The organism is Stenotrophomonas sp. (genome assembly GCF_031995405.1).
GTDB lineage: Bacteria > Pseudomonadota > Gammaproteobacteria > Xanthomonadales > Xanthomonadaceae > Stenotrophomonas.
Map to the genome: position 1 here is coordinate 1 of NZ_DAMAGC010000093.1, position 12498 is coordinate 12498.

Genomic DNA, 12498 nt, shown 5'->3' on the forward strand with positions numbered 1-12498 from the left:
CCTACGGGTACTCAGACACATGCTTGAACAGACACTCGATCACCTGCAGCAGCTCGTGTCCTTCGACACGCGCAACCCGCCGCGTGCGATCACCACCGGCGGTATTTTCGATTACCTGCGCGCGAACCTGCCCGGGTTCAACGTGGAGGTGATCGACCATGGCGACGGTGCGGTCAGCCTGTATGCCGTGCGCGGGACGCCGAAGTATCTGTTCAACGTGCACCTGGATACCGTGCCGGACTCGCCGCATTGGACGGCCGATCCGCACGTGATGCGGCGCGCGGAGGACCGCGTGATCGGCCTGGGTGTGTGCGACATCAAGGGGGCTGCGGCTGCATTGGTGGCCGCTGCCAACGCCAGCGATGGCGATGCCGCGTTCCTGTTCTCCAGCGACGAAGAAGCCAACGATCCGCGCTGCATCGCTGCGTTCCTGGCGCGCGGCATTCCGTATGAGGCGGTGCTGGTGGCCGAGCCGACCATGAGCGAAGCGGTGCTCGCGCATCGCGGCATCAGTTCGGTGCTTATGCAGTTCACGGGACGGGCAGGGCATGCGTCGGGCAAACAGGATGCCGCCGCCAGTGCGCTGCACCAGGCGATGCGCTGGGGCAACCGCGCCCTGGACCACGTGGCGTCGCTGGCCCATGCACGCTTTGGCGGGCTGACCGGCCTGCGTTTCAACATCGGCCGCGTGGAAGGTGGCATCAAGGCGAATATGATCGCACCCGCCGCCGAAGTGCGTTTCGGCTTCCGCCCGCTGCCGTCGATGGACATCGATGCGCTGCTGGCCACCTTTGCCAGTTTTGCCGAACCGGAGGCCGCGGTGTTCACCGAGACCTTCCGTGGGCCGAGCTTCCCGACCGGCGATATCGCCGAAGCAGAAAACCGCCGCCTGGCCGCGCGGGACGTGGCCGATGCGCTGGATATCCCGATCGGCAATGCGGTGGATTTCTGGACCGAGGCCTCGCTGTTCTCGGCCGGGGGTTACACCACGCTGGTGTACGGCCCGGGCGACATCGCCCAGGCACACACTGCCGATGAGTTCGTGACGCTGGAGCAGCTGCAGCGTTACACCGAGTCCGTGCACCGCATCATCGCGCACGGCGCCTGATCGAATGACGCCGTCGTGGTCGCCCACTGACGGAACTCCCATCGCGGCCCCGGCCGCCTGTGACGATACCGAAATGCCTTCTTCCCAGCCCCACCGCCAGACCCGTCAGACCATCGTGCGCCTGCTCTCCAGCATGGCCAGCGCGAAGGAGATCAGCCAGTACCTCAAGCGTTTTTCGCAGCTGGACGCCAAGCGCTTCGCCGTGGTCAAAGTCGGCGGCGCGGTGCTGCGTGATGACCTGGATGCGCTGACCTCCTCGCTGTCGTTCCTGCAGGAAGTCGGGCTGACCCCGATCGTGCTGCACGGCGCCGGCCCGCAGCTGGACGCCGAGCTGTCGGCGGCGGGCATCGTCAAGGAAACCGTCAACGGCCTGCGCGTGACTTCGCCGGAAGGCCTGGCGATCGTGCGCCGGGTGTTCCAGGCCTCCAACCTGCAGCTGGTTGAAGTCCTGCAGCAGAACGGCGCGCGCGCCACGTCGATCACCGGCGGCGTGTTCGAGGCCGAGTACCTGGACCAGGCCACCTACGGCCTGGTCGGCGAAGTGAAGAAGGTCAACCTGGCCCCGATCGAAGCCAGCCTGCGTGCCGGCTCCATCCCGGTGATCACCAGCCTCGGCGAAACCCGCTGCGGGCAGATCCTCAACGTCAACGCCGACTTCGCCGCCAACGAGCTGGTGCAGGAACTGCAGCCGTACAAGATCATCTTCCTCACCGGTACCGGCGGCCTGCTCGACGAAGAGGGCAAGGTGATCGACTCGATCAACCTGTCCACCGAGTACGACCAGCTGATGCAGCAGCCGTGGATCCACGGCGGCATGCGGGTCAAGATCGAACAGATCAAGGACCTGCTCGACCGCCTGCCGCTGGAGTCGTCGGTGTCGATCACCCGGCCGGCGGACCTGGCCAAGGAACTGTTCACCCACAAGGGCTCGGGCACGCTGGTACGCAAGGGCGAAAAGGTGCTGCGCGCCACCGCCTGGAGCGAGCTGGACCTGCCGCGGCTGAAGCAGCTGATCGAATCCAGCTTCGGCCGCACGCTGGTGCCCGATTACTTCGACCGGACCCGACTGCTGCGTGCCTACGTCAGCGAGAACTACCGCGCCGCGGTGATCCTCACCGACGAAGCCGAAGGCGTGTACCTGGACAAGTTCGCGGTGCTCGATGACGCGCAGGGCGAAGGCCTCGGCCGGGCGGTGTGGAATGTCATGCTGGAGGAAACCCCGCAGCTGTTCTGGCGCTCGCGCAACGGCAACCCGATCAATCACTTCTACTACGCCGAATCCGACGGGTGCTACAAGCAGGGCACCTGGAAGGTGTTCTGGTTCGGCGCCGATGGCTTCGAGCGGATCCGCACCTACGTTGAACATTGCGCAACGCGCACCCCGAGCCTGGAGGGCTGAACCCCATGAATCACGCCGATTGGACCAAGGTGCCCACACTGGCCGGCACGCACGCCCGGCTGGAGCCGCTGCAGATGGCGCACATCGATGGTCTGCGCGGCGCGCTGGGCGATGGTGCGCTGTCCCGGCTCTGGTACACCCAGGTGCCCAGCGCCAAGACCATGACCGCCTACGTGCAGGCGGCGCTGCAGGCGCAGGCCGAGGGCAAGGTGCTGCCGTTCGTGGTTCTCAACGCCGCCGATGAAGTGGTCGGCACCACCCGCTACTACGGGATGGAAGAGGACGTGCCCAGGCTGAGCATCGGCTACACCTGGTATGGCGAGGCGGCCCAGCGCACCGGCGTCAACACCGAGACCAAGCTGATGCTGCTCACCCACGCCTTCGAACGGCTCAACTGCCTGAGCGTGGTGTTTGAAACCAGCTGGTTCAATTTCACCTCGCGCACGGCGATCGCGCGGTTGGGTGCCAAGCAGGACGGCGTGCTGCGCAACCACAAGCGCCACCCCGATGGCACCCCGCGCGACACCGTCATCTTCTCCATCATCGACGCGGAATGGCAGGGCGTGAAGCGCCACCTGCAGCACCGCCTGGACGCACACGCATGAGCACTACCTCTTTCACCGTCGGCATCGTCGGCGCCCGCGGCCATACCGGCGCCGAGCTGATCAGGCTGATCGCCGCGCACCCGAACCTGACGCTGGGCTTCGTATCCTCGCGTGAGCTGGCCGGCCAGCGCGTGGCCGACCACCACGCCGACTGGCAGGGCGACCTGCAGTTTGAAAACCTGGACGCCGACGCGGTCGCGGCCAAGGGCGTGGACGCGGTGATCCTGGCATTGCCCAATGGCCTGTCCGCACCGTTCGTCACCGCGCTCGACGCCGCAAGGCCGGACACGGTGATCGTCGACCTGTCGGCCGACCACCGCTTCGAAGGCAGCTGGTACTACGGCCTGCCCGAGCTGACCCGGGGCGATTACCTGGGCCAGAAGCACATCAGCAACCCGGGCTGCTATGCCACCGCGATGCAGCTGGCGATCAGCCCGCTGCTCAAGCAGCTGGCCGGCCCGCCGCAGTGCTTCGGCGTGTCCGGCTATTCCGGTGCCGGCACCACCGCATCGGACAAGAACAACCCCGAACTGCTGCGCGACAACCTGATGCCGTACGCGCTCACCAACCACGTGCACGAGCGCGAAGTTACCGCGCACCTGCGCGTGCCGGTCGAGTTCATGCCGCACGTGGCGCCGCATTTCCGTGGCATCACCATGACCGTCAACCTGTGGTTGAACGAGACGGTTAAGCGCGAGGACGTCATCGCCCTGTACCAGGCGTACTACGCCAACGAGGCGCTGATCGAAGTGCTCGACGAAGCCCCGTGGGTCAGCCGCATCGCCGGCCGCCACGGCGTGCAGATCGGCGGCTTCGACGTCGCCCCGGGTGGCAAACGCGTGGTGGTGGTGGCGACCCTGGACAACCTGCTCAAGGGCGCGGCCACCCAGGCCATGCAGAACCTCAACCTGGCACTGGGCCTGGACGAACTGGCCTCGATCCCGCACTGAACCTTATCCGCTGCGCACCCGTCCAGGGTGCGCGCGTACAACCTGGCGGAGCGATTCCGCCTACGGAGCAAGACATGGCAGACCTTCTGTGGCAGAAGCCCGGCGTGGCGGTGGACGCCAAGATCCAGACCTTCCTGGCCGGCGATGACGTGATCCTGGATCGCGAATTCTTCCTGTACGACGTCGCTGCCAGCAAGGCGCACGCGCAGGGCCTGCAGCACATCGGGATCCTCTCCGGCGATGAACTGGACGGCCTGCAGCGCGAGCTGGACGTGTTGGCCGAGGACTTCCGCAGCGGCGCGTTCGTGCTGGATGAGCGCTTCGAGGATTGCCACTCGGCGATCGAAGCGCGGCTGACCGAGCGCCTCGGCGATGCCGGCCGCAAGATCCACACCGGCCGCAGCCGCAACGACCAGATCCTGGTGGCTACCCGGCTGTGGCTGAAGGACAAGCTGCAGCAGGTGGCCGGCCTGAGCCGCGAGATCGCCAAGGTCGCGCTCGACCGTGCCGAGGCCGAGCAGGACCTGCCGGTGCCGGGCTACACCCACATCCAGCGCGCGGTGGTGTCCTCGGCAGGCATGTGGTGGGCGGGCTGGGCCGAGGCGTTCATCGACAACGCCATCCGCGCGCACGACACCTTCAACCTGGTCGATGCCAACCCGCTGGGTACCGCCGCGGGCTACGGCGTGAACCTGCCGCTGGATCGCGCCCACACCACCGAGGCACTGGGGTTTGCGCGCATGCAGATCTCGCCGATCTATGCACAGCTCTCGCGCGGCAAGTTCGAGCTGGCCGCACTGGAAGCGCTCGGTGGCGCGACCCTCGACCTGCGCCGCATCGCCTGGGATCTGTCGCTGTTCACCAGTGGCGAGTTCGGCTTCGTCGCGTTGCCGGCGCAGTACACCACCGGCAGCTCGATCATGCCCAACAAGCGCAACCCGGACGTGATCGAGCTGATGCGTGCCACCCACGCCAGCGTGGCGGCGGCGCGCACCGAGATCGAGCAGCTGCTGTCGCTGCCGTCCGGGTACCACCGCGACCTGCAGAGCAGCAAGGGTGCGATCTTCCATGGCTTTGGTCGCGGCCTGGCCGCACTGGAACTGCTGCCGGCCTTGCTGGCCAACCTGGAATGGCGCGACGACAAGCTGCGTGCGGCGATCGACTCGGGCATGTATGCCACCGATGTGGCGGTGGAAGCGGCGGTGGCCGGCGTGCCGTTCCGTGAGGCCTACAAGGCGGCCGCGGCGGCCGCAGACACGGCCGGGCAGGGACGCACGCCCGAGGGCAGCCTGGCCGCGCGCGTCTCGCCCGGCGCGGCCGCCGACCTGCGGCTGGACGAGTTGCGCGCCCGCTGGGCCGCACTGGTGTAATCACGACGGCGACCGCGAGGTCGCCGTTTTTTCATCTTCGTGCCGGGCGTGCCCGGCGGAAAAAGGAATGCCATGAAATCCTGTTACCTGGTCCTGGTGAAGCGCACCCCGGCCTTCAGCGATGACGTCGGCGCCGAGCACGTCCGTTTCCTCGACGCGGTGCGTGCGCGTGGACAGCTGCTGCTGACCGGCGGCTTCAGCGACAAGAGCGGCGGTGCCTACGTGCTGCAGGACGTGCCCGATCTGGCCGCCGCGCAGGCGCTGGTGGACACCGATCCGCTGCTGGTGCGCGGCAGTGCCACCGCCAGCATCCACGAATGGAACACCCGCTGAGGCGTACGTACCAATGACCATGACCGTGCACTCGCCGTTTCCCGAACAGACCGTGCCGCAGTGGAAGCGTGCCGTGCTCAAGGTGGGCAGCAGCCTGCTGGCTGCCGACGGCGGCGGTCTGTCGCCGCGCCATGCGTTGGGGCTGGCGCAGTTCGTGTCGGCCAACGTGCTGGCCGGGCGCGAGGTGGTGATCGTCTCCTCCGGCGCGGTCGCCGCCGGCCGCGCGATCGTGCCGCGTGCACTGGAGGCCGGCGCGGCGATGGCCGCCCGGCAGGCGCTGGCCGCGCTCGGCCAGGCGCAGTTGATCGGGCTGTGGCAGCGCTTCTTCGAGCGTCCGGTGGCACAGGTACTGCTTACCCACGACGACCTGCGCAACCGCCGCCGCTACCTCAATGCGCGCGCCACCCTCAATGAACTGCTGCGCCTTGGCGCGCTGCCGGTGGTCAACGAAAACGACACCGTGTCGGTGGACGAGCTCAAGCTGGGCGACAACGACAACCTGGCCGCGACCGTGGCGGCGCTGATCGATGCCGACGTGCTGTTCATCGCCACCGACATCGATGGCCTGTACAGCGCCGACCCGCGCCGCGACCCGCAGGCGCGCCCGATCCATGACGTGCCCGAACTCACCGGGCAGGTGCTGGCGATGGCAGGTGGCGCCGGCACGGGCGCGGGTACCGGCGGCATGCATACCAAGCTGGAGGCCGCGGCCAAGGCCGGCCGCGTCGGTATCGACACCTGCCTGTTCAACGGCCGCGACAGCGACGTGGTGCGCGCGCTGGCGCAGGGGCGCCTGTTCGGCACTCGCATCCACGCCGCGCAGACCCGCGTGGCCGCGCGCAAGTACTGGCTGCGGCACGCGCCGCTGGAGCCGGGCGCGATCCTGGTCGACGACGGCGCGGCCACGGCGCTGCGCGACAAGGGCGCCTCGCTGCTGCCCGGTGGCGTGCGCGGCGCGGACGGGGACTTCCGCCGTGGCGACATGGTCGAAGTGCGCCTGCGTGATGCCAGTGGCGAGGTGCGCCTGGCGCGGGGCGTGAGCCAGTATTCGGCCAGCGACATCCGCCGCATCGCCGGGCGCCATTCGCGCGACATTGAAAGCGTGCTCGGCTACAACTACGGTGGCAACGTGATCCACCGCGACGATCTGGTACTGCTGTGACCGGTGCCGTGGCGTGTCGCGCGACGCTCTCCCTGGCCGCGCACCCGGGCGTCGTTCGAGATTCCGCAGCCACGCATGGCGTGGCGTTTCGCTGCTTTTTCCGAGGATATTGAGATGGTCGCCAGCTCCCCCGCCGACATCCGCGCCCAGGCGCTGGCCTGCCGCAACGCGGCCCAGCACCTCGCGCAGCTGTCCTCCACTGCCAAGACGGCGCTGCTGGAGACGATGGCTGCCGCACTGGAGGCCGATGCCGATGCGATTCTCGCCGCCAATACGCGCGATCTGGACGCAGCGCGCGAGAAGGGCACCGGCTCCGCGATGCTCGATCGCCTGGCGCTGAACCCGCAACGCCTGGCCGGCATCGCCACCGCCCTGCGCGAGGTGGCCGCACTGCCCGATCCGGTCGGCGCGGTCACCCGCGATGACGTACGCCCCAGCGGCATCCGCGTGCAGAAAGTGCGCGTGCCCCTGGGCGTGATCGCGATGATCTACGAGGCGCGCCCGAACGTGACCGCCGATGCGGCCGCGCTGTGCATCAAGGCGGGCAACGGCGTGATCCTGCGCGGCGGTTCGGAGGCGATCCATTCCAACACCGCGATTGCCGGTGCGCTCAAGCGTGCGTTGCGCGCGGCCGGCGTACCCGATGCCGCGCTGACCCTGGTCGAAGACCTGCGCCGCGAGACCATGCTGGCCCTGCTGCAGCTCAACGACCTGATCGACCTGGCGATCCCGCGCGGTGGCGAAGGCCTGATCCGTTTCGTCGCCGAACATGCGCGGGTGCCGGTGATCAAGCACTACAAGGGCGTGTGCCACCTTTACGTAGACTGCGCGGCCGATGTCGAACGCGCGCTGGCGCTGCTGCTGGACGGAAAATGCAGCCGACCGTCGGCCTGCAATTCGCTGGAGACGCTGCTGGTCCACGCCGATATCGCCGCCACGTTCCTGCCATTGGCCGACAAGGCGCTGCGCGCGCGCGGCGTGGCGATCCGCGCCGACGCACGTGCACAGCACTGGCTGACCGATGCCGCGCTGGCCACCGACGACGATTACGCGGCCGAATACCTGGACCTGATCATCGCCGTGCGCGTGGTCGACGATCTCGACCGGGCGCTTGCACACATCCAGCAGTACAGCTCGGACCATACCGAAGTCATCGCCACCGAAGACGCCGCCGCGGCCGAACGTTTCGTGCACGCGCTGCGCTCGGCGGTGGTGATGGTCAACGCCTCCTCGCGTTTCTCCGACGGGGGCGAACTGGGGCTGGGCGCGGAGATCGGCATTTCCACCACGCGCCTGCACGCGTACGGCCCGATGGGCCTGGAAGCCCTGACGGTGGAGCGTTTCGTGGTGCGCGGGGAAGGCCAGACCCGGATCTAGGCGGCGCACGCCGGTGGCGGCGGCTCCTCATTGCAAATGCTCGCAACGGGCGCTGCCGGCCGCTGGCCGGCGCCTCCGCGTCCCGCCGAAAGGGCAGCCGGCCAGCGGCCGGCACTACCGGTGGTCAGATCACCACTGGTCTTCGAGCTTCTGCGGCTTGCACGCCACCCACGAGGCAGTCAGCAGGATGACCGCGCACACCACCAGGAATCCGAACGGCAGGTACCAGGCGCCGCTGATTTCGTGCAGCCAGCCGAACAGGAACGGCCCCAAGCAGCTGAAGGCATAACCCACGCCCTGCATGAAACCGGACAACGCCGCCGAGCCGGCGGGTGTGCGGGTACGCAGGTTGATCAAGGTCAGCGCCAGCGGGAACGTGGACGGCCCGATGCCGAGCAGGATCGCCCACAGCCACGGTGCCTTCATCGGCGCGAACAGCAGCCCGGCAAACGCGATCAGGAACGCCGAAAAACCGATCAGCACCAGCGGGAAGGGATTGCGCAGGCGCACTGCCAGCGCGGGCATGGTCAGCGACGGCAGCAGGCCGCACGCGGCGAAGATCGCAACCATGATCCCGCCGAACCCCGGCGTGGCACCGGCTTCAACCACGATGCGCGGCAACCAGGTGAACATCGAGTAGGTCATCAGCGAGGTCATGCCGAACATCAACGTCATGCCCCATCCCAGCGGCGTGCGCCAGACCTTGCCGTGCGGCTGCGCGGCCGGATCGGCGGCGGTGTCCAGCGGGTCCGGATGCGGGCGGCGGCGCGCCAGCAGCATCCACGGCAGCGCCGCAGCCAGGGCGAGGATCGACCAGATGCCGAGCGACACGCGCCAGCCGGCGCTTTCGGCCAGCGGCACGGCCAGCAGGGCCGGCATCATCGTGCCGATCTGCAGCACGGTGATGTACAGCGTGCTGACGGTGCCGACGCGGTTGGCGAAGTAGCGCTTGACCAGCGGCGGCACGACCACGTTGCCGATGCCCATGCCGGCCAGCGCGACGATGGAGCCGAACAGCAAGCTGCCGATACCGCCGGCCATCGAGCGCAGCAGCAGGCCGACGGTGGCCAGGCCCATGGCGAGCAGGGCGGTACGTTCCAGACCGATGCGGCGGGCGACCATGGGCGTGGTCACGCCGAACAGCGCAAACGACGCGGTGGGCAGCATGCCGAGCACGCCGGTCATGGTGGTGCCGAAGCCGAAGGTCTGGCCGAGCAGGTCCAGCAGCGGCGTCACCGAGGTGACGGCGGTACGCAGGTTCAGCGCAGCCAGCAGGATGGCGGCGAACGCCAGGACGCGTCCGTGCAGGAGCGGCGTTGCGTGGGGGGCGGCTTGGGTCATGGACGTGGATCTCTTGCAGGTGGCGCAACCGCCGGCCGGGCGGAGGTGCGTAAACGCAGAACCCGGCCAGCGGCCGGATTCTGCAGGGTATCAGCGGAGCAGGATGGGAATGGAATCGCGCGCATCCCGTAGCGCCATTGTACCTGCGACACCTTGCCGGCGATGAACGGGCCGCGCCAGCGGGTCGGGGCGCCCCACGTGTGTCGTGTTCGACGCAATCATGTGGCCGGCATTTCGGCCAGCAGACGGCCGAAGGCATCCGCTGCCGGGCTGTTGCCCAGCGCACGCCGGATAAGACGGAACTCGGCGGTCGGCAGCACAGGCAGTCCGTAAAGACCGTCAACCACCACCATGCCCGCTTCCAGGTCACCGTGTGGAACCGCCGTGACAGCCAGCCCGGCCAGCACCGCCGCCCGCAGTCCCTGCTGGCTGGGCGAAGTGAACACGATGCGCCAGTCCACCCCGGCGGTATCCAGCGCATCCAGCCCCACCTGCCGGTGCACGCACGGCATCGGCGAGAAAGCGAGTGGCAGCGGCTGGCTCGCATCGAACTCGACCGACTGCGCCGCTGCCCAGACGAACTGCGTAGGCCGCAGCAGAGTGCCGCCGTCGTCGGTGTCGGGCAACGACATCACCACCGCCAGGTCCAGTGCGTCGGCGGCCACCAGCGCGCGCAGATCCAGATAGGTGCCAACCGTCACCTCCAGCCTTACGGCAGGAAACAGCCGCGAGAAACGCGACAGCAGCGACGGCAGGCGCTCGCCCATGAAGTTTTCCGGCACCCCGAAGCGGACGGCGCCGGACAGCGATGAGCGCTGGAAGCGATGAGCCAGCGCGTCGTGCGCGGCCAGGACCGCAAGCGCATGGCGCAGAAAGTCCTCCCCATCTTCGGTCAGCGCCAATCGACGGGTTGTACGTACCAGCAGCTTGATGCCGGCGTGTGCTTCCAGCCGACCAATCTGGTGACTGATCGCCGACTGGCTCAGGTGCAGCCGTTCGGCAGCGCGGGTGAAGCCGCCGGTGTCGGTCACCGCGACGAACGCGCGTAGCAGGGCAGGGTCGTAATCCATGCGGGCAATGATGATGGAAATTGATCAATCCCACAAAACTTAATCATTTCCATCATTTCCAGTGGGATTCCAGAATGGCGTACCGGTTTGAACACGCCACCTCCTGCCTGCCTTTCGGCCGGGCGGCGAGGGCGTGGCCAGACATCCGCCAACCCCCTCACGGGAGACCTGTATGCCACTCGCTTCTTCGCAGAAAAACCATTTCACGCTGGCCGGCGTGTGCCTTGCTTCATTGATGTTCGGCCTGGAGATATCCAGCGTGCCAGTGATCCTCCCCACGTTGGAAACCGTACTGCACAGCGACTTCAACGACCTGCAGTGGATCATGAATGCCTACACCATCGCCTGCACTACCGTGCTGATGGCCACCGGAACGCTGGCCGACCGCTATGGGCGCAAGCGGCTACTGGTCGGCAGCCTGGCCTTGTTTGGCATGAGCTCGATGGCATGCGGCTTGGCAGGCAACGCCAACACACTGATTGCCGCCCGCATCCTGCAGGGCGTGTCCGGCGGCGCCATGTTGATATGTCAGGTCGCGGTGCTCTCGCACCGCTTTCCGTCAGGCATGCCCAGGGGCAGGGCATTCAGCACGTGGGGCATCGTCTTCGGGCTTGGGCTGGGTTTCGGGCCCATCATCGGTGCTGCGATCGTCGCGCTGTCCAGTTGGCAATGGGTATTCCTGGCGCATGGTCCACTGACCGTCCTCGCGCTGGTGCTGGTGGTGGCCGGTGTTGATGAATCGCGCGACCGGCAGCATCGCAGGCTGGACCTGCTGGGCATCGCGTCCTTGTCGCTGGCGGTGTTCGGTATCGCCTGGTACATCACGCAGGGACCGGTGCTCGGGTTCACCAGCGTGCCGGCGCTGACCAGCCTGCTGATCGGCGGCCTCGCCATCGCCGTCTTCGTCTGGGCCGAATGCCGTCACGAAGATCCGATGTTCGATTTTTCGGTATTCCGCATCCGTCTTTTTTCGGGCGCGTTGTTCGGATCGGCCGGCATGAATTTCAGCTTCTGGCCGTGCATGATTTTCCTGCCGCTGTATTTCCAGAACGCGCTGGGCTACGACGCACTCGGCAGTGGGCTTGCGTTGCTGGCGTATACCTTGCCGACACTGCTGTTTCCTCCCTTGGGCGAACGCCTTGCGATGCGCCATGGACCGGACCGGGTCATCCCGTTGGGCCTGTTCACCATCGGCCTGGGTTTCATGCTGATGAAGTGGGGTACCAGCGGGCCGCACGCCAGCGCGATGACGATGTTGCCGGGGAGCTTGCTGGCCGGCATCGGTCTGGGCCTGACCAACACCCCGGTCACCAATACCACCACGGCGGCAGTGCCCGGCGACCGTGCGGGCATGGCGTCGGGTATCGACCTGAGTGCGCGCATGATCAGTCTCTCGCTCAATATCGCGCTGATGGGCTACCTGTTTGTCCAGGGCACGCTGGCAGCGTTGCGTAACGCCTCGCCGCCGTCATCGGCGCACGCAGCGTTGCATGCACTGGCCGAACGCCTGACGGCGGGCAGTTCCACCGCCGATGGCATGGGGGCGGTTACGGCGGACGTGGCCCGGGCGGCGCTGGCGCAGGGGTTTGGGTGGGTGCTGCTATACGGCGGCGTAGCCGTCTGGGTATTCGCCGCGCTCAGCCTGCTGGCGTTCGGCCGGCGCCCGGTCACGCAGGCCGTCGGGGCCTGCTCGTAGCCTTCGCGCGGACACAAAAAAGCCCGGAGGACGTGAGTCTTCCAGGCTTTATTGTGACCAGTAATTGGTCGGGGAGACAGGATTCGA

11 protein-coding genes and 1 tRNA gene (1 of these 12 only partly in view) are annotated in these 12498 nt (G+C 67.5%); 9 read left to right on the forward strand and 3 right to left on the reverse strand.

The window, feature by feature from the left end; translation table 11 throughout:
- The first annotated feature begins 19 nt into the window (after window positions 1-19).
- From RTO53_RS14760 to RTO53_RS14795, 8 genes are all read left to right on the forward strand, one after another.
- Window positions 20-1108: an acetylornithine deacetylase gene (locus RTO53_RS14760; RefSeq protein ID WP_312238513.1), complete on the forward strand. Its 1089-nt coding sequence runs from the start codon at window positions 20-22 to the stop codon at window positions 1106-1108.
- Window positions 1109-1181: 73 nt separating this feature from the next.
- Window positions 1182-2507 carry an acetylglutamate kinase gene (locus tag RTO53_RS14765; RefSeq protein ID WP_312238502.1) on the forward strand — a complete coding sequence of 442 codons (1326 nt, stop codon included), beginning with the start codon at window positions 1182-1184 and terminating at the stop codon, window positions 2505-2507.
- A 5-nt stretch (window positions 2508-2512) separates the two neighbouring features.
- On the forward strand, window positions 2513-3112 hold the full coding sequence (locus RTO53_RS14770) for a GNAT family N-acetyltransferase (protein ID WP_312238503.1): 600 nt from the start codon (window positions 2513-2515) through the stop codon (window positions 3110-3112).
- Window positions 3109-4062, forward strand: coding sequence for an N-acetyl-gamma-glutamyl-phosphate reductase (gene argC / locus RTO53_RS14775; RefSeq protein ID WP_312238504.1), 954 nt, complete (start codon window positions 3109-3111; stop codon window positions 4060-4062). Before RTO53_RS14770 ends, argC begins: the two co-directional genes overlap by 4 nt.
- A gap of 74 nt (window positions 4063-4136) precedes the next feature.
- Window positions 4137-5432, forward strand: a complete 1296-nt coding sequence (gene argH, locus RTO53_RS14780) for an argininosuccinate lyase (RefSeq protein ID WP_312238505.1) — start codon at window positions 4137-4139, stop codon at window positions 5430-5432.
- Window positions 5433-5504: 72 nt separating this feature from the next.
- The gene (locus RTO53_RS14785) at window positions 5505-5765 is read left to right on the forward strand and encodes a YciI family protein (protein ID WP_312238506.1); all 261 of its coding nucleotides are present in this window, start codon (window positions 5505-5507) and stop codon (window positions 5763-5765) included.
- A 19-nt stretch (window positions 5766-5784) separates the two neighbouring features.
- A complete protein-coding gene (gene proB / locus RTO53_RS14790; protein ID WP_312238514.1) occupies window positions 5785-6927 on the forward strand; it encodes a glutamate 5-kinase in 1143 nt (380 codons plus the stop codon).
- A 114-nt stretch (window positions 6928-7041) separates the two neighbouring features.
- Window positions 7042-8304 carry a glutamate-5-semialdehyde dehydrogenase gene (locus RTO53_RS14795; RefSeq protein WP_312238507.1) on the forward strand — a complete coding sequence of 421 codons (1263 nt, stop codon included), beginning with the start codon at window positions 7042-7044 and terminating at the stop codon, window positions 8302-8304.
- 129 nt (window positions 8305-8433) lie between these two features.
- Here RTO53_RS14795 and RTO53_RS14800 read toward each other — a convergent pair whose 3' ends face one another.
- Both RTO53_RS14800 and RTO53_RS14805 read right to left on the reverse strand, forming a co-directional pair.
- Window positions 8434-9645: an MFS transporter gene (locus RTO53_RS14800; RefSeq protein ID WP_312238508.1), complete on the reverse strand. Its 1212-nt coding sequence runs from the start codon at window positions 9643-9645 to the stop codon at window positions 8434-8436.
- Window positions 9646-9863: 218 nt separating this feature from the next.
- On the reverse strand, window positions 9864-10715 hold the full coding sequence (locus tag RTO53_RS14805) for a LysR substrate-binding domain-containing protein (RefSeq protein ID WP_312238509.1): 852 nt from the start codon (window positions 10713-10715) through the stop codon (window positions 9864-9866).
- A gap of 172 nt (window positions 10716-10887) precedes the next feature.
- Here RTO53_RS14805 and RTO53_RS14810 point away from each other — a divergent pair, with 172 nt between their 5' ends.
- On the forward strand, window positions 10888-12411 hold the full coding sequence (locus RTO53_RS14810; protein ID WP_312238510.1) for an MFS transporter: 1524 nt from the start codon (window positions 10888-10890) through the stop codon (window positions 12409-12411).
- Between the two features lie 65 nt (window positions 12412-12476).
- Here RTO53_RS14810 and RTO53_RS14815 read toward each other — a convergent pair.
- Window positions 12477-12498: transfer RNA gene (locus RTO53_RS14815), tRNA-Pro, on the reverse strand (it continues 155 nt past the right edge of the window).

Bases quoted from the DNA above. Each gene is read 5' to 3' on its own strand.
- RTO53_RS14760 (WP_312238513.1), top strand. From the start codon at position 20: ATGCTTGAACAGACACTCGATCACCTGCAGCAGCTCGTGTCCTTCGAC.
- RTO53_RS14765 (WP_312238502.1), top strand. From the start codon at position 1,182: ATGCCTTCTTCCCAGCCCCACCGCCAGACCCGTCAGACCATCGTGCGC.
- RTO53_RS14770 (WP_312238503.1), top strand. From the start codon at position 2,513: ATGAATCACGCCGATTGGACCAAGGTGCCCACACTGGCCGGCACGCAC.
- argC (WP_312238504.1), top strand. From the start codon at position 3,109: ATGAGCACTACCTCTTTCACCGTCGGCATCGTCGGCGCCCGCGGCCAT.
- argH (WP_312238505.1), top strand. From the start codon at position 4,137: ATGGCAGACCTTCTGTGGCAGAAGCCCGGCGTGGCGGTGGACGCCAAG.
- RTO53_RS14785 (WP_312238506.1), top strand. From the start codon at position 5,505: ATGAAATCCTGTTACCTGGTCCTGGTGAAGCGCACCCCGGCCTTCAGC.
- proB (WP_312238514.1), top strand. From the start codon at position 5,785: ATGACCGTGCACTCGCCGTTTCCCGAACAGACCGTGCCGCAGTGGAAG.
- RTO53_RS14795 (WP_312238507.1), top strand. From the start codon at position 7,042: ATGGTCGCCAGCTCCCCCGCCGACATCCGCGCCCAGGCGCTGGCCTGC.
- RTO53_RS14800 (WP_312238508.1), bottom strand. From the start codon at position 9,645: ATGACCCAAGCCGCCCCCCACGCAACGCCGCTCCTGCACGGACGCGTC.
- RTO53_RS14805 (WP_312238509.1), bottom strand. From the start codon at position 10,715: ATGGATTACGACCCTGCCCTGCTACGCGCGTTCGTCGCGGTGACCGAC.
- RTO53_RS14810 (WP_312238510.1), top strand. From the start codon at position 10,888: ATGCCACTCGCTTCTTCGCAGAAAAACCATTTCACGCTGGCCGGCGTG.